Annotated in this window: 25 protein-coding genes; 17 read left to right on the plus strand and 8 right to left on the minus strand. The window is 47.1% G+C overall.

Annotated elements, in window-relative coordinates; genetic code table 11:
- Positions 1-356: 356 nt before the first annotated feature.
- The 4 genes from H6G89_RS33115 to H6G89_RS33130 form a co-directional block, all read right to left on the minus strand.
- Complete coding sequence (locus H6G89_RS33115; protein ID WP_190514277.1) at positions 357-1,325, minus strand: ornithine cyclodeaminase family protein; 969 nt, start codon at positions 1,323-1,325, stop codon at positions 357-359.
- Between the two features lie 10 nt (positions 1,326-1,335).
- The gene (locus H6G89_RS33120; protein ID WP_190514278.1) at positions 1,336-2,307 is read right to left on the minus strand and encodes a threonine/serine dehydratase; all 972 of its coding nucleotides are present in this window, start codon (positions 2,305-2,307) and stop codon (positions 1,336-1,338) included.
- 5 nt (positions 2,308-2,312) lie between these two features.
- On the minus strand, positions 2,313-2,930 hold the full coding sequence (locus tag H6G89_RS36315) for a helix-turn-helix transcriptional regulator (protein ID WP_199337089.1): 618 nt from the start codon (positions 2,928-2,930) through the stop codon (positions 2,313-2,315).
- Between the two features lie 110 nt (positions 2,931-3,040).
- On the minus strand, positions 3,041-3,394 hold the full coding sequence (locus H6G89_RS33130) for a winged helix-turn-helix transcriptional regulator (RefSeq protein ID WP_190514279.1): 354 nt from the start codon (positions 3,392-3,394) through the stop codon (positions 3,041-3,043).
- A 94-nt stretch (positions 3,395-3,488) separates the two neighbouring features.
- Between H6G89_RS33130 and H6G89_RS33135 the strand changes: the two genes are divergently transcribed.
- The 3 genes from H6G89_RS33135 (at position 3,489) to H6G89_RS33145 (ending at position 8,754) form a co-directional block, all read left to right on the plus strand.
- Positions 3,489-3,965, plus strand: a complete 477-nt coding sequence (locus tag H6G89_RS33135; RefSeq protein WP_190514280.1) for a cupin domain-containing protein — start codon at positions 3,489-3,491, stop codon at positions 3,963-3,965.
- Between the two features lie 146 nt (positions 3,966-4,111).
- Positions 4,112-8,308 carry a BTAD domain-containing putative transcriptional regulator gene (locus H6G89_RS33140; protein ID WP_190514281.1) on the plus strand — a complete coding sequence of 1,399 codons (4,197 nt, stop codon included), beginning with the start codon at positions 4,112-4,114 and terminating at the stop codon, positions 8,306-8,308.
- A 26-nt stretch (positions 8,309-8,334) separates the two neighbouring features.
- Positions 8,335-8,754: a GNAT family N-acetyltransferase gene (locus H6G89_RS33145; protein ID WP_190514282.1), complete on the plus strand. Its 420-nt coding sequence runs from the start codon at positions 8,335-8,337 to the stop codon at positions 8,752-8,754.
- A 15-nt stretch (positions 8,755-8,769) separates the two neighbouring features.
- Here the strand turns inward: H6G89_RS33145 and H6G89_RS33150 are convergent, their stop codons facing one another.
- The 3 genes from H6G89_RS33150 to H6G89_RS33160 are packed head-to-tail and all read right to left on the minus strand — an operon-like array spanning position 8,770 to position 10,684.
- Positions 8,770-9,213 (minus strand): GNAT family N-acetyltransferase, encoded by a 444-nt coding sequence (locus tag H6G89_RS33150; RefSeq protein ID WP_190514300.1) that lies wholly within the window; start codon positions 9,211-9,213, stop codon positions 8,770-8,772.
- Positions 9,213-9,674 carry a GNAT family N-acetyltransferase gene (locus H6G89_RS33155; RefSeq protein ID WP_190514283.1) on the minus strand — a complete coding sequence of 154 codons (462 nt, stop codon included), beginning with the start codon at positions 9,672-9,674 and terminating at the stop codon, positions 9,213-9,215. Before H6G89_RS33155 ends, H6G89_RS33150 begins: the two co-directional genes overlap by 1 nt.
- Positions 9,675-9,712: 38 nt before the next feature.
- Positions 9,713-10,684, minus strand: coding sequence for a fatty acid desaturase family protein (locus H6G89_RS33160; protein WP_190514284.1), 972 nt, complete (start codon positions 10,682-10,684; stop codon positions 9,713-9,715).
- Between the two features lie 93 nt (positions 10,685-10,777).
- Here H6G89_RS33160 and H6G89_RS33165 point away from each other — a divergent pair, with 93 nt between their 5' ends.
- On the plus strand, positions 10,778-10,927 hold the full coding sequence (locus H6G89_RS33165) for a hypothetical protein (protein ID WP_190514285.1): 150 nt from the start codon (positions 10,778-10,780) through the stop codon (positions 10,925-10,927).
- Between the two features lie 105 nt (positions 10,928-11,032).
- Here H6G89_RS33165 and H6G89_RS33170 read toward each other — a convergent pair whose 3' ends face one another.
- Positions 11,033-11,173 (minus strand): hypothetical protein, encoded by a 141-nt coding sequence (locus tag H6G89_RS33170; protein ID WP_190514286.1) that lies wholly within the window; start codon positions 11,171-11,173, stop codon positions 11,033-11,035.
- A gap of 339 nt (positions 11,174-11,512) precedes the next feature.
- Here H6G89_RS33170 and H6G89_RS36175 point away from each other — a divergent pair, with 339 nt between their 5' ends.
- The 13 genes from H6G89_RS36175 to H6G89_RS33235 all read left to right on the plus strand — a co-directional run.
- Positions 11,513-12,883 (plus strand): calcium-binding protein, encoded by a 1,371-nt coding sequence (locus tag H6G89_RS36175; protein WP_305082333.1) that lies wholly within the window; start codon positions 11,513-11,515, stop codon positions 12,881-12,883.
- Between the two features lie 163 nt (positions 12,884-13,046).
- Complete coding sequence (locus H6G89_RS33180; protein WP_190514288.1) at positions 13,047-13,376, plus strand: hypothetical protein; 330 nt, start codon at positions 13,047-13,049, stop codon at positions 13,374-13,376.
- Positions 13,377-13,429: 53 nt separating this feature from the next.
- The gene (locus tag H6G89_RS33185) at positions 13,430-14,503 is read left to right on the plus strand and encodes a class I SAM-dependent methyltransferase (RefSeq protein ID WP_190514289.1); all 1,074 of its coding nucleotides are present in this window, start codon (positions 13,430-13,432) and stop codon (positions 14,501-14,503) included.
- Positions 14,504-14,679: 176 nt separating this feature from the next.
- Positions 14,680-14,958 carry a hypothetical protein gene (locus H6G89_RS33190; protein WP_190514290.1) on the plus strand — a complete coding sequence of 93 codons (279 nt, stop codon included), beginning with the start codon at positions 14,680-14,682 and terminating at the stop codon, positions 14,956-14,958.
- A 40-nt stretch (positions 14,959-14,998) separates the two neighbouring features.
- Positions 14,999-15,601, plus strand: coding sequence for a transglutaminase-like domain-containing protein (locus tag H6G89_RS33195; RefSeq protein WP_242060240.1), 603 nt, complete (start codon positions 14,999-15,001; stop codon positions 15,599-15,601).
- Positions 15,602-15,770: 169 nt separating this feature from the next.
- The gene (locus H6G89_RS33200; protein ID WP_190514291.1) at positions 15,771-17,114 is read left to right on the plus strand and encodes a calcium-binding protein; all 1,344 of its coding nucleotides are present in this window, start codon (positions 15,771-15,773) and stop codon (positions 17,112-17,114) included.
- 76 nt (positions 17,115-17,190) lie between these two features.
- Positions 17,191-18,780 (plus strand): flavin monoamine oxidase family protein, encoded by a 1,590-nt coding sequence (locus tag H6G89_RS33205; protein ID WP_190514292.1) that lies wholly within the window; start codon positions 17,191-17,193, stop codon positions 18,778-18,780.
- A 41-nt stretch (positions 18,781-18,821) separates the two neighbouring features.
- Complete coding sequence (locus tag H6G89_RS33210; RefSeq protein ID WP_190514293.1) at positions 18,822-18,974, plus strand: hypothetical protein; 153 nt, start codon at positions 18,822-18,824, stop codon at positions 18,972-18,974.
- A gap of 145 nt (positions 18,975-19,119) precedes the next feature.
- Complete coding sequence (locus H6G89_RS33215; protein WP_242060241.1) at positions 19,120-20,670, plus strand: tetratricopeptide repeat protein; 1,551 nt, start codon at positions 19,120-19,122, stop codon at positions 20,668-20,670.
- Positions 20,671-20,755: 85 nt separating this feature from the next.
- On the plus strand, positions 20,756-21,052 hold the full coding sequence (locus H6G89_RS33220) for a hypothetical protein (RefSeq protein ID WP_190514295.1): 297 nt from the start codon (positions 20,756-20,758) through the stop codon (positions 21,050-21,052).
- A 261-nt stretch (positions 21,053-21,313) separates the two neighbouring features.
- Positions 21,314-21,646 (plus strand): DUF2834 domain-containing protein, encoded by a 333-nt coding sequence (locus tag H6G89_RS33225; protein ID WP_190514296.1) that lies wholly within the window; start codon positions 21,314-21,316, stop codon positions 21,644-21,646.
- A gap of 75 nt (positions 21,647-21,721) precedes the next feature.
- A complete protein-coding gene (locus H6G89_RS33230; RefSeq protein WP_190514297.1) occupies positions 21,722-22,267 on the plus strand; it encodes a GrpB family protein in 546 nt (181 codons plus the stop codon).
- Between the two features lie 83 nt (positions 22,268-22,350).
- Positions 22,351-25,098, plus strand: a 2,748-nt coding sequence (locus tag H6G89_RS33235) for a Tn3 family transposase (protein ID WP_190514298.1), incomplete at its 3' end; no start/stop codon positions are given.

Genomic DNA, 25,098 nt, shown 5'->3' on the forward strand with positions numbered 1-25,098 from the left:
TCGATTATTGGTTAAGCGGCAAGGCAGAAGAGTAGTTGAGACAGTAGTTGATCTACTACATTTCGAACAATACGTTAATGTCGTTATTTTCCATCGTACCCCTGTACTCTCAGCACTGTTGGATCGGACTCCGTCAGCATTCCTGCTTCCCATAAACAGTCGGCTTAATTTAACACGCGACAATAGTTCTTCTTCAAAGGCACCACAACGCAGTAATTAGGGGTCTCTTATATCTTTGGTGAAAATCGGGGGGTTACTAATAGCTTCCTATCGATCATAGGTTTGAAACCCTTTCACAGCAAAGATTCTACTATCAATCAGGCTTGCTTATCACCGCAGGTACAAGAGAGCCGTAATTAGGACAAGGCTGCATGAAATTTCCGTCCAGTCACTGTTTCATAAATAACTTTGGCGATCTGAATATCTTGTACTGCAAGTCCTGTTAAGTCTGTTACTGTAATTTGATCATTAGAAATTCGCCCTGGTGCCTTGTTTGAAATAATATCTCCTAGCTCGATGAGATGCGCTGGTGTAATGTACCGTTGAGCGATCGCATGAGCAATATCTCCTCGTTCTATGCATTGCGGAATGCTGTCTGCAACCACACAATCAGCTCCGGCAAAAATCATTGGATCTAATTCTTGTTTATGAGGTGTATCGGCTCCAACCGCAGTGATATGAGTGCCAGGCTGAATGTAGTTTGAGTGAATTAAAGGAACTGTAGATGGTGTTGTTGTCACAATAAGATTGCAGGTTGACGTTAGATCTTGAAGCGTTTGGGCAACGGCAATATTAAATTCTCCAGTCATGTCTTGCTGATATTGCTTGGCATGATTAAGATTACGTCCCCAAACAATTGCTTCACGGCACTGAATGACCTGAGCAAGATATTGCAGTTGTAATCTGGCTTGAATCCCTGTGCCAACAATACCAATACGATGAATGTGTTGAGGAGCAAGATACTTCGCGGCGATCGCCCCTGCTACAGCGGTACGGACATCTGTCAGGTATCCTTCGTCCAGCAGAATTGCCAGTAGTTCTCCCGTCTTCTGATCAAAAAGCAACATGAGACCATTGCTAGAGGGTAAACCTAATGCAGGATTTTCATAAAATCCTGATGCAATTTTGATGACATAGTAATGGTCATCCAGTAAATATCCATACTTGATATGCACATCTCCAGGAGGGGTTTGAAACAGCAGTTCCCCGACTGGAGGGATAACGGCTTTGCCCGCAGAGTAACTGACAAACCCTGCTTCTATGGCAGAGAACAAATTTATTGAGGATAGCAGTTCTCGAATGCGATCGAGTTCAATAATTTTCACAGTGATACTCCTAAAGAATTCGTTTTAACACCTCTAAACTGATGTTGGCTCCGCAAATTACAATCACCACTGTTTTGTCACGTAGCTGTTCTTTTCGCTGTAGGAAGGCAGCGATCGCAGTTCCTGCTGCCCCTTCGATGAGTAGATGATGGTTTTCAATTAAGAGCCGAATGGCAGCCTGAATTTCGGTTTCTGTCACCAGCACAAAATCATCAACCAGGGTGCGACAGAGATCAAATGTAATTGCTCCAGGTTCAATACCGCCTGCTGTTCCATCTGATAAAGTCGGTAAGGATTCCATCTGGACGAGCTGACCTGCCTTGATCGACTCAGCCATAACTGGTGAGTTTACAGGTGAACATCCAATTATCTCAATGTCTTTGAAGAGAGGCTTGAGGTATCCAGCGATGCCAGAAATCAAGCCGCCGCCACCTACCGAGGCAAAAACGGTATCGATAGGCTTGAGCTGTTGTGCAATCTCGACTGCGATCGTACCCTGTCCAGCAATGGTTTTCAGATCGTTATATGGAGAAGCGTAGACGAGACCCCGCTCACTGGCATACTGCCGAGCGTATGCCTCTGTAACACCGCAGTCTGTGCCATGAAATTGAACAGTTGCTCCCAACTTCTGAATTGCGCTAACTTTAGCGGAAGAAGCATCTTCAGGCACAAAGATAACTCCCGGTATGTCCAATCTCTTCAAGCCATAGGCAACCGCTGCACCGTGATTGCCAGAAGAAGCTGCTACAACCCCCCCACGCTTTTGTTCTGCTGTCAGCGAAAGGAGCGTGTTGATTGCCCCACGCACCTTAAAGGAGCCTGTGTGTTGAAGGTTTTCTAGTTTGAGAAATACCTGACAGTGACCTAGTTCACTGAGCAAGGGCGAGTAATCCAGTGGAGTTTCGCGAATATAAGGAGAAAGTTGCTGTTTAGCCTGTAGCACTTCAGTGTAGACATCCAGTGCAGGTAAGGTGGAAGTCATGTCAGTTACTCATTGTTAGTGTTTACATCAGACAAGTATTTGTAAACCGTTGCGCGAGCAATTCCTAGAACTTTACCTACATAATTCGCAGCATTTTTCTGCTTGAATGCTCCTTCTTGATAAAGCAGTTCAACAAGTTCTTGTTTATCTGCTCGCGACAAATACTCCAGGCTTTTGTGCTGCTTACGTAAATAGTCATGGACAAAGATGTTGATTCGTTCCTGCCAGTCATCCTTAAAGATCTCCTGTGGATTTGGCAGCAAAGCCTGAGTAGATACCAAGCTTTCCAGTAGACGATAACATTCATCAAATTTAGAGATATCAAGGTTGATGCACAGTAGCCCTACAGGTTTTTTAGACGAATCACGAATCATAACGCTGATGGATTTGAGCCGTCGTCCATCCCAGTTGAGCTTCTCATAGGGTCCGATAATATCTTTCGATTCATCAAACTCAATTTCACTCAATAAAGAATCATCACCAATTTGGCGATGCGAAAAACTGTTGAAGATTGCAACCACACGATTCGTTTGCAAGTCGTGCAGGACAATCTCTGCAAAGGGATGAAGCAGCCGCTCAATTGCCTGAGCCGTCGTTAGAAAACCTTGAATTTCGGGTCGCACCTTATAGCAGAGGTTAAGCTCTCAGAAACCATATAGACAATATAGTCTATGCAAGACAGTTTTGTCTATAGTAAATTTAGGATAGAGCGATCGCAAAGCAATTGTGCGACTCAATCTCCAGATTGCTCATTTACAGGAATCTGTGTATCAGGAATATGCTTTAGCCCCCAAGCAATCATCGCTTTCAGCACAGGACGAAGGCTTTTGCCCCGTTCTGTTAATTGGTAGTTCATCCGTCGGGAATGGTTGCCGTATTGTTGCTTCTCTACCAAATCCATTTCTTCAAGAGACTTGAGGCGACTTGCCAAAATGTTGGTTGAAATTCCTTCAGGAGATGCTAAAAACTCTTCAAAACGCTGTTTCTCAAAAAACATCATGTCTCGGATAACTAGAAGAGTCCAGCGATCGCCGATGAGATCAAGCGAACAGGCAACTGGACAGGATGAACGGCGAGATTGGGACATTGGTGTGACTAGATTTTAAGGTCACTTGCATTTTACAAGTAAAATCTGCTATTTTGACTTGCAGTTTACAACTTAGCAATTAAATGAGGATAAGATGACTCAAGGTACACCAACTGTTAGAGCTGGACAGAACTTTGCTGTGGCTGATTTTGGACTGTTTTCTGACTTGCGGCGATTTATCTTTGAGGCTCCAGAAGCCCCTCTGGCGCTAGAGGGAAAGGTCTTTCTCAAGCAGATCCTTAATCTCTCAAGTGCCGAGATTTCGTTTAACAATCTTCCCCCCAAGACATCTTTGCCTTTCTACCACAAACATCGTTTGAATGAAGAAATTTATATTTTTATTCAGGGAGATGGGGAGTTTCAGGTTGATGATTGTGTGTTTCCAGTTAAAGAAGGAACTGTTGTGCGAGTCGATCCAAACGGAGAACGCTGTATGCGAAACATTTCAGATCACGAGGATTTGTGTTGGGTTGTAATTCAGTCACGGGCAGGTTCTTATCCAGACCATACCATTCAGGATGGCTTTGGTGTTCAGAAGCGAGTTAGTTGGGTGAACAAGCAGCGAGTTTGATATGAGGCGATCGCCGTATAATTGGGTCGGTGAAGCAGGCGTTTGAGAGATTGATAGCATCCGAGGTTGCTTGCCGATGCTTATCTCAGTTGTCACGGAGATTGTGAACCAATGGTTTGAAAACCTTGCATTACTCTTAAAAAACCATGTCTCCGACTTTGCAGATTAGGCTATTGGGCGGATTTAGCCTGAGCTACGCAGATCAACTCGTCATCAATGTCACCAGCGATCGCCTCCAGGCATTGTTGGCATATCTTGTGCTGCATCGCCACACCCCCCAATCCCGCCAGCGGCTCGCCTTTGAGTTTTGGCAAGACTCGACCGATGCCCAAGCTCGCACCAATCTGCGGCGAGAATTGCATCATCTGCGGCAAATCCTTCCCAACGCTGATCAATTCTTGCAAATCGATGCAAGAACATTACAGTGGAAATCTAGCGCACCATTTACGTTAGATGTCGCAGACTTTGAGCAGGCATTAATCACCGCAGAAACAGCCCAAAAGAATGCTGTTACAAATGATGCCAGGAGATATTTGGAGCAAGCTATCCAGGTTTATGCCGGAGATCTGTTACCCAGTTGCGAGGATGAGTGGATTGTCCCGGAGCGCGAACAACTGCGGCAAAGATTCATTCAGGCACTCGAATCCCTGACTCATATAGCAGAGCAACTGAACGATTCCCGTGGGGTAATTCGCACGGCTCAACGCTTATTAAATATCGAGCCATCACATGAAACGAGTTATGCTGCACTGATGCGATCGTATCGTTTAGTAGGCGATCGAGCCGCAGCCTTGCGTATTTATCATCAATGCATGACTGTCTTGCGAGAGGAGCTTGGGATTGATCCCAGTCCGATGACTCGTCACCTTTATGAGCAACTGTTGCGGGAAGAAGAGGGAGGGGCGGGAGAGCAGGGGAGTGGAGTGGATGAAACGGTTGCTCCCCCAACTCTTACTCCCCCTGCTCCTACACTCCCTAACTGCGATTGGGGTGAAGCGATCGATGTTTCTACTTTCTATGGTCGGGAGGCTGAACTGGCAACCCTTCAGCAGTGGGCGAACCATCGCTGCCGCCTGATCCTGCTGCTGGGCATGGGTGGGATTGGCAAGACAGCACTATCCGTGAAAACAGCACAGGAGCTGATTCAAACTTCAGAGCCTGATCAAAAGTTTGAGTTTGTGATTTGGCGATCGCTTCGCAATGCCCCACCTTTAGAAACACTGTTGTCCGATCTGGTATCGTTTTTATCAGGTCAGCAGGACACCAGAATCGAGGTTGGGCGGTTAGTTCATTGGTTACGCACTCATCGCTGTCTGGTTATTCTTGACAATTTGGAAACAATCTTTCAAGCGGGCGATCGCGCTGGGCAATACCGCCCAGGGTATGAAACTTATGGTGAATTGTTCAAGGTTCTGGGCGAGACTGCTTATCAAAGCTGTGTCATGCTAACCAGCCGCGAAAAACCTGCGGAGATTGCAGTGTTGGAAGGAACTGAAGCGGTTAAAACGTTGCAGTTGAGTGGTTCATCAGAAGCAGCACAAGCTTTGCTAACTGCGAGAGGATTACTGGGAACACCAGAGCAGATGCAACTGTTGACCGAACGATACGGAGGCAATCCGTTAGCGTTGAAGATTGTTGCCAGTTCGATTCAAGACTTGTTTGATGGTGAGATTGAATCTTTTTTGCAGCAGGACACCATTTTATTTAATGGCTTGCGGCGTTTGCTGGAGCAACAGTTTGAGCGGCTGTCTCATCTAGAGCAAACGGTGATGTATTGGCTGGCGATCAATCGGGAGTGGACGGCGATCGCAGAACTGGCTGAAGATATTATCCCTACAGTGCCACGAGCAAAAATATTGGAAGCGTTAGAATCATTAACCTGGCGAAATTTGATTGAGAAGCGATCGGGTCGCTATACACAACAGCCTGTCGTAATGGAATATGTGACGGATGAGTTGACAGAACGTATTGCAATCGAGTTAATCACGAAACGATTGGCGCTGTTCAATCAGTTGGCATTGATTAAAACGACAGTAAAAGATTATGTGCGAGAGAGCCAGACTCGGCTGATTTTGGGGACGATCGCCAACAAACTTTGCAATGCGTTTAATCCTTCTACAGTATTGGAGCAGCAGTTTCAAGAAATTCTGCAATGGATACATGGCAACTCAACGCTGATGTCGGGTTATGCAGCAGGTAATTTGATCAACCTCTGCATTGGTTTACAACTCGATCTCACAAATTGGAACTTTTCAGAACTGATGATTCGGCACGCTTATGTGCAAACAGCGGGCTTGCGTAGAGTCAATCTTGTTCAGGCAACGTTTGTGCAGCCGGTGTTTATGCAAACCTTTGGGGCAATTTTTTGCGTTGCCTTTAGTCCAGATGGTCAACTGCTGGCTGCTGGAGATGCGAACGGCAAGATCCACCTGTGGCGAACAGCCGATGGTCAAGAACTCCGCCTGTGTGAAGGTCATAGCAATTGGGTAAAAGCGATCGCCTTTAGCCCCGATGGTCAATTACTGGCAAGCGGCAGCGATGATTATACCGTCAAATTGTGGGATGTTTCTACAGGACAGTGTCTCAAAACTCTGCGGGAGTCTAAAAATTGGGTTTATTCAGTGGCGTTTAGTCCAGACGGGCAATTCCTTGTCAGCAATGATGAGGATTACATTACTCACGTGTGGAATCTGTCTACAGGCGAGTGTGTCCGCAGTTGGGCAGATAGCGGTTGGTTACAAAGCTGTGTTTTCAGCCCAGATGGAACCATTCTTGCCGCAGCGAGTACCCAGCACACCATCAAGCTTTGGCATGTCCAAACTTGGCAATGCCTCAAAGAACTACGAGGACATCAAGATTGGATTAATCAAGTATCGTTCAGCCCAGACGGAAACCTTCTAGCCAGCAGCAGCGTAGATGGCACGACCAGGCTATGGAATATTAACGAGGTATATGCGGCGGCACTAAATGCTTTGGAGAATCAACAGACTGACAGCGATATTGCAAGCGATCAGGCAGACGTAATATCTGATGAATATTTTTGCACTCTCGAAGGACACAGCGATAAAGTTTGGTCGGCAGTTTTTTCACCCAATGGTCGCGTTATTGCTACCAGCAGTAGTGATCAAACCATTCGACTTTGGAGCGTTCAGACGGGTCAACTGCTTAAAACGTTGCATGGGTACGGCAACATTTGGTCTGTTGCATTTAGCCCAGATGGGAAAGTACTCGCCAGTGGATTTAATGAACAAACCATTAAACTTTGGGATGTGAGTGCAATTTCTGCTGAACCAGAAACTGCAACCATTCAACCCTTTAATCAAGGTTCAGGGCAGTGCATCAGAACGTTGCAGGGATACAACAATCAAGTCTGGTCGATCGCATTTAGTCCAGACAGTTTGTCGCTCGTTAGTGGCTCTCACGATAAATCCGTTAGGGTGTGGGATGTTCGCACAGGGCAGTGTTTGAGAACGCTCAGGGGACACACCAGTTGGGTTCGCTCTGTCGCGTTTAGCCCCGATGGGATAACGCTAGCAAGCGGCAGCAGCGACTATACGATCAAGCTTTGGAATCGGCATACGGGAGAATGCCTTAGAACGTTGAACGCTCATAGGAGTTGGCTGGTAGCGGTGACGTTTAGCCCCGACGAAAAGGTGTTAGCTAGCGGATCGCAGGATGGCACAAATTGTCTGTGGGATGTGAGTACGGGACAGATCATTCGGGTCATTCCTGCTCAGACGAACTGGATACGAAATCTTGTGTTTACTTCGGATGGCAGCATACTGGCAAGTCATGCGGATGGAACGACGATTATTTTGTGGGATGTCAAAACAGGTGACGTAGTCAAAACATTTGAGGGAGAAGTCGATCGCATTCTACGAGTCGCATTCAGCCCTGATGACACCATTTTGGCAACTGGGGGGCATGGCGTAAAACTATGGGATGTCGAAACTGGTAAATGCTTCAGACAATGGCAAGCCCACAGTAGCCAGATCTGGTCAATCGCCTTTAGTACTGATGGCAAGTGGTTAGTCAGTGGAGGCGACGATCGAACTGTCAGATTATGGGATGTGAACACTGGTGAATCAGTAAAAGTGTTTGAAGGACATCAGAACGTGATTCACACGGTTGTATTTAATGCAGACGCCACGCTGATTGCCAGCAGCAGTGCCGACGAAACCATCAAAATCTGGGATGTGAAAGAAGGTGAATGTTTGAAAACCCTCAGAGCCGATCGCCCCTATGAAGGTATGAACATTACTGGAGTCACCGGATTAACTGAGGCGCAAAAGGCAGCGTTGAAGGCATTGGGGGCGATCGAGACTGGTATATCACCCATATAAATAACTACATTAAACGGTGCCAATTTATGTCAATTCAAGTTGCGGAATCGGATAGTCAAATCCTCGAATGCTTTTCTGTTTTATCTCAGCTACGTCCACACATTAAACAGGAAAGTTTTTTGGAACAAGTTCGTCGTCAGCAGCAGAACGGTCATCGAATGATTTATCTCGAAGAAAACCATCAGGCGAAGGCTGTTGCAATCTTTTGTATCTCAGAGAATTTTGCTTGCGGACTGTTTTTACATGTTTATGATTTAGTAGTTGATGCAACGGTGCGATCGCAAGGGTATGGACATCATATATTTGAATGGCTAGTGAACTATGCTAAATTGCATGGCTGCAAAGAGCTAAGCTTAGATTCAGGAGTTCAGCGTTTTGATGCTCATCGATTTTACATACGCCATCAAATGAACATCTCAGGTCATCATTTCTCGTTGCCTTTGTAACAGAGACTCACAACCCTATCCTAGGTGTAGCGCATAGTGATAGAAAGCTTCGTCTCTAGCGTAATTGCGGGACTCATACAGTATTTGAGCAGCAGTATTCGTAATCTGGGTCGCCAAAATAATGCGAACTGCATTGGTATCTCGTGCATATTGTTCTGCTGTATCCATGAGCAAATTCGCAATACCTTGTTTACGGTAATTCTCTACCACAAACAAATCATTCAAAATCCAGACTCGTTTCATCGATACCGACGAAAAGCTGGGATAGAGTTGAGTAAATCCAGCCATAATCTGATCATCTTCAGCTACAAAGATGACAGAATCGCGCTGCTGGAATCGTTGATTCAAAAATCGCTTTGCGGCAGCCAAGTCAGAGGTTTGATCGTAGAAAACGCGATACTGATCAAATAATGCTGCCAGATTATCAATGTGTTCAGTTTGAGCCAAAGAGATACGCATCACAGAAACTTCTCCATTGCGTAGTTGATGAATACTTCACCTTGATAAGCAACTTGCTGTTCTTTAATAATGGAAAACCCCATACGTTGAAAAAATGGCTTGGCTGTAATGCTGACTTCAACTGTGAGATGGTTTAACCCTAACTCCAGTGCTTTTGCTTCGATCGCCTGATAGATTTGTCTGCCCACGCCACAGCGTTGATAGTTTTTGTGGCAGAAGAAGCAGTCAATATGACCGTTTGGTTCTAGCTCTCCAAAACCAGCAATGATGCCGTCATCATCTGCAACATAGGTAAAGCGATCGGCACAGGTGTTTTCCCAATCTCTAAAGTGAATATCATCGGGTGCCCATATTTGAACCTGGGCGATCGAGTAGTCGCGGATATTTACTTCACGCACAGTCTCGTGATACAACCGTGCGATTTGTTCAGCATCCTGTTTCTCGAATAGGCGTATTTTCATCGTGCTTATCTCTTCAATATAGTATGGAGCGATCGCATTTATTTTCCCTGAAATAGCACAGCGGGTTCATGACTGCGAGCATTAATCATGTGGCCTGGAAATTTAACTCCCTGGTCATAGGATTGCTGGTTACGCTGCAATGCTTGCTTGATTTGAGGCAAACGGTACCAGGGCGCGTAAGGAAACAGGTGATGTTCGATGTGGAAATTGAAATTGTATGCCAGCAGAACTGCCAGAACAGCAGGTAATTCAGTATTGCGCGTTACCCCGTCATGAGCAGAATAGGGTAATGGGGTAGGGTGACTCGTTGAGGCGAAGGGGTAGAGTCCCGCGTGGAGGGGAATGGTAATGGCTTCGTTCCACATAAACGCCATCAGAAAAAAGGGCAAAACCAGAATCAGGTAGTCAACCATACCCCAGTAGGCAACACCAATCATATGAGGTAAAGCGGCGATCGCCACAGCAAATAATCCTTGAAATGCCAGTGCAAGCTGACCCTGACGAAATTTTTGAAGTGGATACAACCAATACACGGTCAGCACATGATGCAGCATTCCCAGCGGAAACCACAGCCGCCAAGCGATCGACAGTATCGAGTACATGACAGGTGATTGCTTCAACGCTTGCGGATCTACAGCCGTCGGGTCCTTGTCAACAATGCCCGCCCACTGGTGATGCTGGTTGTGAATCTGTCGCCAGCATTCGTAGGGATGAAAACAGAGGGGGCTAACTAGATAGCCCACACAGGTATTGAGCCATCGCTGCCGAAAGAGGGTGTGATGCCCGCATTCGTGCAGAATGACAAATAAGCGAAAGGCAGAAAGTCCCAGTAGCAATTCACAGAGCCAGTAAGCCCATGAGAAATGAGGCGATCGCATTAGCCCGATAAAGCTGCTGGTGAAAATTAATCCTTCGGTAAACAGCGTTATCAGACCGTAGGCAGTGTGGGGTTGAAAGGTGCCTTTTTCGGCTAACTCTTTTCTGAGCTGGTGATAGATTGCTTGTAACATAAGCTGGATTGAAAATCATAGATTTGTGTTGCTTTCTCAATCGGTTTCTTGCTCACAGAAGTGAGAAGCTCATAGAGCAACCTGAATATCCTGATGGGTTATTCCAGGAGCAAATGTCAGGGTAGCCAGCAGTTGTTGGAGCAAGAAGCCATTACCGTTTTGATCAAAGAACAGTTGCCCAGTCGCAGTGTTATGAATGAAGCGATCGCTCGCATCCCTGCCGCCGAGCCAAGGCAAAACTGATCGGGGTGAGGATGCTAAAGACAGGACTGCTGCCAAATCCAAAGGCTGAGACTGAAAGCCGGTAATACTGATGAATTGAGCAAAGTGCAATCGTTATATGGTGGATCAAGCAATGATCCATTTACAGACGAGTTTGCCATCTACCACGATCCATTGAGCCGTCAGACGTTTTTTTGAGGTTTGTTGAGAAATAACGGATTCAGATTGAAACAATCGCTGCTGAGGTTGAGGGTTTGTAAAAGTCATGATGAATTCCATTGAAAGAATGCAACCAACCTAACGATGGCAGCGTTCGGCGATCGTTCTTGTCTAAGTGATGGAGCGATCGCTTTTCTTGTGACGGCAATCACTGGCTGTAACAAGTTCCGAACGTTAGCCGAACGCTGCGCGAACGCCAGAGCAATTACAGTCAATTTGAGAGTGAAGCAAGGAACCTAAGACCCAACTCACTCACGCAATTCAACCAATTTCAAGTTCTAGAACCTCGCTGCAATGGTCAAGCAGTGCTGGAGTTTTGCGTGCAAGTTTCCTTGTGCAAATAAACCTGACCCATGTGCATTCACGATTCATTTAAGGAGAAAACCAATGGCACGACAAGTCGGAGATTCCTTTGGCAACGATAGTTTGGCGACCGCTACTAACGCGGGTTCTGTACGTGATGGGATTATTGTCCGGGGTGGTTCTTTAAGCGGTTCAGATGGTATCGATCGGGTTGATGTCTATAAATTTACGGTGGATCGCCCACTGCAATTCCGGGCAAGTCTGACACCTCAAGCCTCCAGCAACCGGAATGATGTCGTAAATTCTAACCTGACTCTGTTGGATATCACGGGTCGTCTAATCGGAGCTTCTACGAATGCAGGATCAACGGTCGATGTGATCAACGCTGATTTGCAACCGGGGACTTATTTTGCCCAGGTTACCCCTGCGGGTGGGGCTAACAACCGCAACTACGATCTGAGCATGACCGGAACACCTATCACAAGTGCTCGAATGACTGCTACGATTGACCGAATTCAAGCACTGGATGGATTTGATCTTACTACTGCTGCTGACTTCTATGCAGGCATTAACATTGCTAATCAAAGATTTGTCAGTAGTCGTGTCTTCAACAATCAGAATGACATTCGCCCTAACTTAAGTGGCAGCCAGATAGTCGATTTTAATCAGAGGGAATTTTTTGTTTTTCTTCGCGTTCGAGAGGACGATTTTCCAGATAGTGATGATGTTGCTGATATCAGTCCTAACAGAGTAAGCGATTTCTTGACTCTGAGATACGATGTTGTATCAAAGCAATTGACAGAATTTTCTAATGGTCAGAATACTGGTATAGTCGTCGGGCGCGGAGATGGTAGTTCTATTACTCTTCGAGGAGACGGCAGAGCTGCTGGAAATTCACTCGATCGCGCCTCAATTGAATTCCGAGTCAACTACGAAACCTTCACCTCATCTTCTGCCACCAGTTTGAGTAGTGCGCCGTTTATTGCAGGCACTAACCGCAGCCAGACCATTACCGGGCAGAGCGCAGACGGCATTATTGACGGCAAAAATGGTCATGACACGCTCTATGGCATGGGTGGCAATGACATTCTAGTGGGCGGCAACGGCAGCGATCGCCTATATGGTGGCACTGGGAATGACCTTCTGTTTGGGGGTTTGGGGCGCGACACCCTCGAAGGCGGCAGAGGCAAAGATACCTTTGTGCTGGCTCCCAACACAGGCGTAGATGTCATCACAGACTATCGCTCCCGGATGGACAAAATTGGCTTGACCAGCGGCATTGTTTTTGAGGTGTTGAACATTACCCAGCGAGGAGAGAACGCCATTATTTCTCTGGGTGAGCAACGGCTGGCAGTACTCAAAGACGTAGCTGCAAACTCGTTGACAGCAGCAAATTTTGTGCAGGTCGATTTTGCAACGGTCAACGGTTCAAACGTTCCCTATTTAGTCGCATAGGTTCACGTAAATTCCCTTTTTCCAGGGTTCTGAAAAGACTGCTAGAGTGCCAGCCATTTTTCCGAACGCTGACCGAACGCTAGTCGAACGCTCATTTGATTAATTTAAGTTCGGTTGCATAGACACCCCTTCGTACCAACTTTAATCACTCAGGAGAATTCTCATGTTTGCCAAGACACTGACATCGATAAACCCCAAATGTCTGATTAATGTACTTATTCCAGCTTCGGCACTGATGGTTAGTTCACTGGTTACACATTCAGCGATCGCCAGCGATCTCAGTCGTGGCTGTGCATCGCTTGGCGGTACTTATCATGCTCTAGCAGAAGGGCAATCGATTTGCCTGTATAAAACGCCCAATCACAATGGCTCACTGGGGCTGTATTGCGACCAAAACCAGCAGTGCGATCGCCTGGTTTACACCACTCGCCCAGACGGTAGTCAAACTCTAGAATTTGTGCCCGTTGAGCCGCGTGAACAAATAGATGACTAACCCATCAAGAATGTTTGCATGACAAAACTACTGCCTACTCTTTGGAAGAATCAATGACAGTACAACCTTTTGGCTCAACCCAAGCAGAACAATTCGCCGAGCGGCTGCTAACCATTCTCAACAGCGGAGCATTAACGCTCATGACCTCAATCGGGCATCGTACCGAACTGTTTGACACAATGGCAGAGTTGCCACCTTCCACCAGTCAAGCCATTGCCGATGCTGCCGGATTGAATGAACGCTACGTCCGAGAGTGGCTGGGCGCTATGGTGACAGGACAATTCGTTACCTATAACCCAATCGACAAAACCTACACTCTACCTGCGGAACATGCGGCTTGCCTCACCAGAGCTGCAACCTCCGACAACATTGCCCCCTTTGCCCAATATATTCCGCTGTTGGGCAGCGTGGAAGAACAAATCATTCACTGCTTCTACAATGGCGGCGGCGTTCCCTACTCCGAGTTCAAGCGGTTCCATGCGGTGATGGCAGAAGACAGCGGACAAACCACCGTTTCTGCCCTGTTTGACCATGTGCTGCCGCTGATTCCCGGACTCACCAATGCTCTGGAACAAGGGATTGCAGTCCTGGATTTGGGTTGTGGGAGTGGCTATGCGCTGAACAAACTGGCGCGTGCCTTTCCCAACAGTCAATTTACGGGATACGACTTCTCGGAGGAGGCGATCGCCCATGCTAAGGGAGAAGCCCAACTGCGAAAATTGAGCAACATTCAGTTTCAGGTGAAGGATGCTGCCACTCTGGATGAACGCGATCGCTACGACCTGATTACAACCTTCGATGCCATTCATGATCAGGCAAAACCTGATATTGTGCTGCGGAATATCTACCATGCGCTGCGATCGGATGGGGTTTATCTAATGCAGGATATCCATGCTGCATCGGATGTCGGTGGCAATCTGGATCATCCGGCTGCTCCGTTGCTCTACACGTTGTCCTGTATGCATTGTATGACCGTGTCGCTCGCCCATGGCGGCATGGGATTAGGCGCAATGTGGGGACAGGAGCAGGCACTACACATGCTCAAAGACGCAGGGTTTACCCAGGTTGAAGTCAAACGGCTGGCACACGACTTCCAAAACGATTACTACATCGTTCGCAAGAACTAAATGCAGAATTCACAGTACCATGTGCAAGCTTTGTGCCATTGCAGCGCGATTCAATCACTCTGATAGCGGAAATGTATTTGTCCTAAATCTCAATCAATTTGCGATCACCCTTGAAGACAAACCCCCTCAAACGAAACCATCCACTCTTGTTCCAAATTCTAATCAGGAGAACTCTGATGAAACTCACAACAAAGACCAGTGAATATCATCGGCTGGAATTTATGCTCAGTTCAAAACCGCAGACGCGATTTCAGCCATTGCAGTGGTTAAAGCAATTTGGAGATGTACTCATCGCAATTCTTGCTACAAATGAAGACCCTATTGTCAGACAAATTTGTACCAGATCCGGCGAAACCTACTGGAAAATCTATGACCCTATGAGCCATAGAGTCATTTATTGCAGCAGCGAAAACGAGGTGCGAGGTTGGTTCGATCGTCGCTACTATTCGCGGTAATTGCTGCCAGAAAGCCAAACCATGTCCCAGCGCGATTTTTATGATGCTGCCTCAAGAAGTTGACGGGAACGCCTGTTTGCAGCCCAGCCCAATCATTGATTGGCAACACCCGCACATTTTGAAACTAGCACAGGAGCTTTCATCCAAGTATTCCTCATCAGAGGCGATCGCCCAAGCTTGTTTTGAATGGGTGCGCGATCAGATTTACCACAGCGTGGATTACCAGATGAATCCCGTCACCTGTCGAGCATCCGATGTTTTGAAATACAAGACAGGCTACTGCTATGCCAAAAGCCATTTGTTAGCCGCGTTACTCAGAGCCAATGGCATTCCTGCTGGATTTTGCTACCAGCGATTGAGCATTGACGGTGAAGGTGCGCCCTACTGCCTGCACGGATTGAATGCCGTTTACTTGCCCAAAACAGGATGGTATCGGATTGATGCAAGGGGAAATCGATCGGACATCAACGCTCAGTTTACGCCTCCGATCGAGCAGTTAGCCTATTCCGCTCGACTGCCAGGAGAAGTTGATTCACAAACTATTTGGACAGAGCCGCTTCCACTCGTGGTATCAGCCCTGCAAGCTCATACCCAATGGGATGAAATGCTTGGTTATCTCCCAGACTTGCTTCTTGACCTCTAGCGATTCAAAAAACGATCGCGCTTCGTTCTAGGAATTCTTCGCTTTTTATTCTCTGGTACTGCTCTTGCTGTGATGCAGGTGCAGTGCTGGAACAGTGCGGGCAATTTTGCTGAATAAGAGTGCGATCGCCAAATCTATCTCAAACTACACCCAAAAGGAGAACTTTCCAATGGCACGCTTTGTTTCTGATGTAGAACCAAACAATAGTTTCAGCCAACCCAACAATATTGGCAATCCAATTGGTGGCATTGTCATTCAAAATGGCAATCTCAGCATCAATGATTTGTCTGATACCTATCTGATGATTGTCGATCGCCCCACCAAATTTGAAGCTCTGCTCACGCCCAAAACTGGCTCGATTCAAATGAAGCTGTTTGACGGCAACAATAAGGAATTATTACTGACTCGTAGTAGCTCAAGCGCACAACTCCTGGAATCTGAAAACTTACAGCCCGGAGCCTACTTTTTGCAAGCTTCAATTCCTGGAGGTCGCATTAGTCAGGGAAGTTATTCGCTGAGCATCAACGGCAACGCAGTGACTTCAGCACAAGCAAACTTTATCATTGAGCGGATTACAGCGATCGACAAATTTGATGGAGACGGTGATAAAGCTGACTTTTACGTCACTTTCATCGATGATGATGGTAATAGTCCTAATATCAAGACTCGTACCATTGAGAATAACGACGATGCTCGTCCTAACTTTGTAATTACAAGAAGTGTTCCAATTGATGAAAGGATTTATTTTGGAAGAATTCGAGTCGATGAAGAAGACTTTAAACGTTTTTTTGATGATGATACTGCTGATCTTGTACCTGGAATTGATTTTGAAGCTGGTGGAGATGATTTTGAAGCTGGTGGGAGGCATGACACTCTGCTAGGTGAAGTAAGGTCATTGGGAGGGACTTTTAGAGGTCGCTTTGGGGAACTGATTGTTACTCGTGGAGATCGGCAAGGTCGAAGAGCCGAGATTGCGTACCGTGTAGACTACCAAACCTTCACCTCATCCTCTTCACCTCGCCTCTTTTCTGCCCCGATGACAATTGGTACGGGTGAAACCATCGTTGGACGCAATATCGGCGGTATTGTAGCGGGTAATAAGCAAAACAACGACATCACAGGTCTCGGCGGCAACGATGTGATTGTAGGCGGCGCAGGGCGAGATACTGTCAATGGCGGCACGGGGAATGACATCACCTTTGGCGATATGGGGATGGACACGCACATTGGTGGCAGAGGGCGCGATGTGTTTGTGATGGATCTCGACCCTAAAAGCATGGATGTGGTCAAAGATTTTCAACTGAGGCGCGATCGCATCGGTCTATCGTTCGGTCTCAACTACGAAGCACTTTCCCTGGTAGGGCGACGGCAGGGTACAGCCGTGAAATTGGGCAATGATGTGTTAGCTGTGTTGCAAAATGTGCGCCCCAATCAACTCACGGCAGCACACTTTACCACCATTGATTTTGCCACCGTTAAAGGCGTTGAGGTGCCCTATTTGGTAGGGCAATAGCACGTTTACATTTCAGCCTTTGTCCTGATTTTGATCACTTCTGTTCACGTTTCATATTCACAAATTGTGGAATGTTATGGCACACACTCCTCTCTTTCAGATGTTCACTCGCGTCTTACAGAAAGCGCGATCGCAAGCACACACAACAGATTGTTCTACGGCTTCTGCTAGTTCTCCGCTGAAACGGCGACGCTTCCTGAAGTTGACCGCATTGGCAGGGGGGACAACTTTTGCCAGCACCATTTTACCGCGATCGCTGCAAGCCTGGAATGACTCTAGTCCCGCGATCGCCATTATTGGTGGTGGGCTAGCTGGATTGAATGCTGCCTATCACCTTAAGAAGGTAGGCTTGACTGCAACTGTCTACGAAGCTAAACCACGAGTCGGAGGACGAATTCAATCGATCGTCGGAGCCATCAGTCCTGGCTTAGTTAACGATCTGGGTGGCTGTTTTATTAACTCCGATCATGCGGATATGTTGGCGCTAGCTGAGGAATTTGGGGTACGTCTATTTAATCGTGCTGACGATGCTGCTCAATCCTCTTTTCCCAAAACGGCGTACTGGCTGGATGGAAAGGCAAGATCAGAAGCTGAAATTGCTGAAAATCTCTATCCACTGGCGCAGCAAATTGCTCAAGATGTTGCCCTGCTCGATGAGGATTTTGATCAACACGCTCCACGTCTGGATCAACTCTCCGTCACAGACTACCTCAATCTCCACACTGACAAAATTCCGCAACCATTTATTCGCACGTTGATTGAACTCACGATTCGCACAGAATACGGTGTTGAACCGGAGGAATCTTCTGCGCTGCAACTTCTCTTCAACTTACCGACTGTCGATGGTAATGAGGCAGAACCAATTAGCAGCGACGAAGTGTTTCTGGTGGAAGGTGGCAGCAGCAATATTATCGATCGCCTTGCCCAGGAACTTTCTGGACAAATTCAAACGAATAAGCGATTGACAGAGCTAGCCGCTCAGGAAACAGGATTTCGGCTCACGTTTGCTGATCGCTCAGTTATTACTGCTGATTATGTGATTGTAGCAATTCCGTTTCCGGTGTTACGGCAGGTTCAGCTTCGCGTTGAATTGCCAGAAACGCTAAAACGCTTCATTCACGAAGTCAATCTCGGATCAAATGAAAAGATGCTGGCAGGATTTCGCACAAAGGTGTGGCAACAAGACAACGGCTTTATTGGAGAAGCCTGGAGCGATTTTGGTTTCTGTGCGGCTTGGGAAGATACACAACGCCAGACTGATCAAGTGGAGGGAGTGTTGACCTTTTTCTTAGGTGGTGAGGAAGTAATCTCCTCACTGACAGGTCGTGCTGATTGGCATGGCAAACAATTTGTCGAGCGAACAAACACCATAATTCCCGGCTTGAAGGATGCTGCTGGCGATCGCTTCCTTCGTACAAACTGGACACAAGATCCGCTCGTGCGCGGCGGTTACACCACTTTTAAGCCCGGACAATACACCGAATTTAGCGAGTGTTTGTACATCGAATCAGACGATCCCGACGAAGAACAAACTGTCCATGTTGGCAATCTTGTTTTTGCAGGTGAGCATCTCAGCGATGAATTCTACGGCTTTATGAATGGAGCGGCTCAAACCGGACGACTGGCAGCAGATGTAATCGTTAGGCGCATCTATGCCTCTTCTTAGTTTTCGACTCTACATCATAGTTCCACTCATGAGGTCACTCCATGTCTGTTGGATCTCGGATATTGCGATCGCTCCATGATCGATACGTCATGGCTCATCTGGCTCACTCTCATTCCATTCTCAAACGTGCTTGCTGGAAAAGCTATTACTGTCTACCCATTAATCCCTCAAAAGGAGACTCAAATGAACCTTAACCTTCGACCAAAACATACACTGTTTGTAGCAACCTTGTTGTTAACACTTGGACTTCGTGATCAACCGATCGCGCTTTCCCAGGCTGCCCCTTCTCATACCTCTAGTCATGAGCAAATATCTCATGAGAGTATAAATTCAGTTCCTTTGTTCAACAACTTAGGGAACTATCATTTCCCGATCTCTACTACCAATCCTCAGGCTCAGCAATACTTTAACCAGGGGCTTATCCTGGCGTATGGCTTTAACCATGCCGAAGCACTGCGATCGTTCCAACAAGCAGCTACCCTCGATCCCAATTGCGCTATCTGCTATTGGGGCGTGGCATATGTGCTGGGTCCTCATATCAATGCTGCAATGGAGGAGGATGCGATTCCAACCGCATGGGAAGCAATTCAAAAGGCGATCGCTCTAAGTCAACATGCCAGTGACAAAGAGCGAGCCTACATTAATGCTCTCGCTGCTCGTTACACGGCTGATCCTGTTGAAGATCGCTCTCCCCTCGACCTTGCCTATGCTAACGCTATGCGCGAGGTTTCCCAACGCTATCCAGATGATCTCGATGCAGTGACGCTATATGCTGAAGCCTTGATGGACACCACTCCCTGGGATTATTGGGAAGCAGACGGCACACCAAAACCGGAAGGCGCAGAGATTATTGCAACGCTAGAGTCTGTGCTGGAACGCAATCCCGATCATCCAGGGGCACTACATCTTTACATCCATGCTGTTGAAGCAGAACGTCCACAACTGGCTGCCGAAGCTGCCGATCGCCTCCGGGCATTGAATATCCAGACCGGACATCTGGTTCACATGCCGTCGCACATCTACATCCGCGTTGGACGCTATCACGATGCAGTCGCTGCTAATCAGGAAGCGGCAGCGACGGATGCTCACTACGCTCATCAACACCACCCCGAAGGCACCTACCGCGTTGCCTACATGCCGCACAACTACCACTTCCTCTGGTTTGCTGCTGTCATGGCAGGTCAGAAAGAAGTGGCACTGCAAGCTGCACGCCAAACCGCTGATCTCGTTGATCAATCCCTAATTAAGGAACCCGGTTACGGCACTTTGCAACACTATGCGGTTGTTCCACTCTATACCTGGATTAAATTTGGTATGTGGGACAAAATTTTGGCAGAACCTGCCCCGAATACCGAGCTGGTCTACCCAACTGGCGTTTGGCACTTTGCACGGGGTATGGCGTTCACTGCACAAGGACAACAGCAAGCCGCTTCCCAGGAGTTGGAAAAACTGAGGGCGATCGCAGCCGACCCTGCCTTGGAGGGCGTCACAATTTGGGATATCAACACGACAGCCCATTTGTTGGAAATTGCAACTGAGGTTCTGGCAGGCGAACTAGCAGCCGCTCAAGGCAACTGGGAGGAGGCGATCGCCCATTTAGAGAAGGGTGTGGAGCTAGAAGACAGTCTCAATTATGACGAACCTTCTCCCTGGTATGCGCCGGTACGTCAAATGCTCGGAGCTGTGTTGCTACAAGCCGGTCGCCCTACGGAAGCGGAGCAAGTCTACCGGGAAGATTTAGCCCTCTATCCAGAAAATGGCTGGTCGCTGTATGGTTTAGCCCAAAGCCTGCAAGCACAAGGTAAGCTTCAAGAGGCAGAACAAGTCCAGAGCCAGTTTGAGCAAGCTTGGCAACATGCAGATGTTTCGATTACTGCCTCACGGCTGTAAGTAAAGCACCTGTCGGTTTTGGTTAATAGCATTGATCAAGACCGACAGTATCTGTAACTCAAACTTCAGATGGGGGACGATCGCCATGAAGATACAGTTCACGAAGCAGGCAGGCAAACAGGACTGGATGGAGTGCATTCGCGATGATGGCACGTCTACTCGTTGTCCAATGCCAAAGCAAGGCATCCTGCCTCACGATTTTATTCACTATGTGGTTGAAGACACGCTCAATCTCAAACGCGGGTTCTACGGCATCTTAGCAATGGGCGTTGGCTTTCCTCAATCGGCTCCCCCTTGGGATGCTGCCGAGTTTGAAGTCGGTGATTTAACCGAAGCACTACAAGCAGAATCGTTAGTGGAATGCTTCCAGTCCGAAATGTGAAACAGCTTTCAAACAAGTGAAAGTTTTTGGGAGATTCTGCAAATTACCTGCAATCAGCGCGGTGTTCTTGCTCCAGATTTCATTACCATTGACGATCTGCAACAGGTGCGATCGCGCTTACAAAGCTATACCAAACAATGGAACGCACTAGCGATTGGCGAAAGCTTGGTTTTTGAGTTTTAGATAGGAGCGATCGAAACTGATTCAGCAGTTGTTTTGGCAGGCTTTACCAAAATTATACAAATTTAGGATCGATGAAGTATGAGTGTCCCGAAGTTGATTTATCTGGGCTTAGCCATTTTAGGACTGGTACTACCTTGGTACCACAATTGGCAATTCTTTAGCACTGGCAGTTTGATTGATTTTATAAATGCAAGTTCAGCCAATCTTGCTGCAAAATCCGTCAGCTTAGACCTGTTTATTACTACTCTGTCAGGTTCGATATGGATGTATGTAGAATCTAAACGAGTGGGAATCAAGCTCGTATGGCTATACATACTCCTTGGCTTTCTGATTGCCTTTGCCTTTGCGTTTCCGCTCTTCTTATTTTTGCGAGAAGCAGAGCTAGAGAAAACAATTGAGCTGGGGCAATAAACTTTGAATTAAAACCAATACAAGGGATTGAATTGGGTGCCAGTACTCTGTCAAAAATTGCTCAAACTATTTACTATGTCGGTAAGAGTTGAAGTCGTTCCCTACTGTCAAGCATGGCCTGATGCATTTGAGATAGAAGCACAGCGCATCGTGACGGCATTAGACGAAAATGTAGTGGCAGTTTATCACATTGGTAGCACTGCTATCCCCAATATCTACGCTAAACCCATCATCGATTTGCTGGTTGTAGTTCACGACATTACACAAGTTGATGAACAAATTGAGGCAATGGAAGCATTAGGCTACGAAGCTTTGGTCGAATTTGGCATTCCCGGTCGGCGTTACTTCCGCAAAAATAATGAGCTAGGTGTGAGAACACATCATGTGCATACGTTTGAATCCAATTCCTCGGAAATAGAGCGGCATTTGGCGTTTCGAGATTACATGATTGCTCATCCTGAAGATGCTCATCAATATAGTGAACTTAAACGCGAATTGGTGAAGAATCTGCACTGGAGCGACATTGAAGGCTACATGGATGGCAAAAACGAGTTCATTAAAGAGATGGAGCAACGTGCGATCGCCTGGAGAAGATCTCGCTTACTGAAGAATCCAACCTAGAGGTCATTTGGTATGAGGGAGCCTAATCACGAGTTTGATAGCTCTGCCCTGCAAACCCTCGCTGATTGATAGGAGAACTGATTGTGCCTACGGTTCAAGATACTGCTTATCCTCGTCTCAGAACGAATTTGTCGCGGAAGGAATTAGATTCGATTTACACGCCCAACGGGGATGAACTGAGTCTGGCAAAGCGGATCACCAGAGGGAGAGTGGCAAACCTGGGATTTCTGATTTTGCTGAAAGTTTTTCAACGACTGGGCTACCCAGTTTTCTTATCAGACGTGCCCGCCGCCATTATCAGTCACATTGTTGCCGTCAGTCGGCTTTCTGCATCCAGTCAGGAGTTGCTCAACTATGACCAGTCTAAAACTCGTAAGCGTCATGCGCTCGTGATCCGCGAGTATTTGAGCTTGCAACCGTACAAAGCGGCGGCTCAACAAACGGCACAAGCAGCCATGGAATTCGCAATCTTGAGTAAACACGATTTGGTCGATTTGATTAACATTGCGATCGAAGAACTGGTACGCCAACGCTACGAGCTACCCGGTTTTACCACCCTAGAGCGGTTAGCCCGTCGCACTCGTGCTGCTGCCAACCAGACTCTGTTTAATCAGTTCACTCAGAATTTGAACCTCAGCGAAAAAGCCCAAATCGACGCACTGTTTCAAGTCGATGAAGAAACCCAAATCTCTGCCTGGAACAGGCTCAAGCAAGAGCCAGGAAAGCCCAGCGCAACGCATTTGGTCGGGTTGGTTAAACACCTTGAATGGCTGAAACCCTTGCAACTCGGAACTGCACTGCTCGTCAATCTCCCCGAAGTCAAGCTGAAACACTTTGCCGATGAAGCACTGCAACTGGATGCAGGGCGCATGAAACAACTGGAAAGCCGGAAACGCTATACTCTGGCAGCGATTCTCCTCAAGATGCAGTATGCCCAGACTTTAGATGATTTGAGCGAAATGTTGATTCGGCGAATGCAACAAATGCATCACAAAGGTAAAGAAGCCCTTGCAGCCTATCGCCTGAAAGCCCAGTCCACGGCTGATGCTCTGATCACCATTCTGCGTGATATTGTGCTTGCCTTGAGCGATGAAGGCAGCCGGGCACAAAAATTTGAGGCGACGGCTCAACTCATTAAGGATCGCGCCCAAACGATTCTCGAACAATGTGAAACTTTGCTGAATTACACGGGGCACAACTACTACTCGTTTTTACAGGACTTCTACAAAGGTCAACGAGCCGGGCTGTTTCGTTTGTTAGCCGTGTTGCCCCTTCGCTCCAGCACTCAGGAACGATCGATCGAAGTCGCAATTCAGTTTTTACGAGATCATCAAGACACGCGCAGTGCCACACTCTCAACGGTGCTGGAGCAGCCCGATGAAAATAGTCCTGCTCCAAAGCTAGACCTCGACTGGATTCCACAGAACTGGTGGGCTTTAGTCACAGGACAGCGATCCCGCACGAATTACCCTAGAGAAATTCATCGTCGGCATTTTGAAGTCTGTGTGTTTTCTCAAATCATGCTGGAACTGAAATCGGGCGATCTCTATGTGGAGGGTAGCCATGAATTTGCGGACTATTACAGGCAATTGCTGGACTGGAAGATCTGTCAAAAAAGCTTGAAAGAGTACGGTTTACAGGTAAATCTACCAACAGAAACGACTGCTCTCATTGAACATACGCAACACTGGTTGAGCCAAACGGCACAGGACACTGACCAACGCTTTCCTGATAACGTAGACGTTGATTTTCACAAAAATAGATTAGTCATTCGCAAAGCTAAGAAGAAAGACCCCAAAGGACTGGCAGAATTGACAGCACTAATTACCCAAAGAATTCCCCCTGTCAATCTGCTCGATACCCTGATTGACACCGAGTTATGGCTCAACTGGACTCGCTGCTTCAAACCCAAATCCGGTCATGATGCGAAGTTGGAACACCCGATCGCCCGTTATCTTGCCAGCACCTTCTGCTATGGCTGCAATCTTGGCTCAACTCAAGCCGCTCGATCGCTGGAGAATTTTGACCGCAAACAGGTGGCTTACGTCAATCAGCGTCACATTGATGAAGCCAAATTGCTGGCGGCAAACACTGCCATTATCAACGCTTACAACCGCTTCAGCTTACCTAAGCACTGGGGCGATGGCAGTCGCGCCGCTGTCGATGGCACCAAGTGGGATATCTACGAAAACAACTTACTGGCGGAATACCATATCCGTTATGGGGGTTATGGCGGTATCGCTTACTATCATGTCTCTGACACCTACATCGCGCTGTTTAGTCATTTTATTCCCTGTGGGGTCTGGGAGGCAATTCATCTCCTCGATGGCTTACTCAATAATCAATCTGATATTCAACCTGATATTATTCATGGGGATACTCAAGCTCAAAGTGCTACGGTTTTCGCTTTAGCTTATTTGCTCGGTATCAAACTGATGCCCAGAATTCGCAATTGGAAGGATTTAAGCTTGTATCGTCCCAAGCGTTCTGCCAAGTATAAAAACATTGATAACTTATTCTCAGAAACCGTTAATTGGGAGTTGATTGAACTGTATTTGCCGGATATGCTTCGAGTCGCTTTGTCTGTAAAAGAGGGGAAGATTCGAGCTGCCACAATTTTGCGAAAACTGGGCACCAATAGCAGCAAAAACAGGCTTTATCAAGCCTTCCATGAGTTAGGCTGCGCGGTTCGCAGTGGATTTCTGCTGCAATACATTAATGATGCTGAACTAAGAGCGACCATTCAGGCAACCACCAATAAAAGTGAGGCATTTAATGGCTTTGCCAAGTGGTTATCGTTTGGCGGCAATGTCCTTTCAACCAATAATCGG

The sequence above is a fragment of the Oscillatoria sp. FACHB-1407 genome, from assembly GCF_014697545.1.
Lineage (GTDB): Bacteria > Cyanobacteriota > Cyanobacteriia > Elainellales > Elainellaceae > FACHB-1407.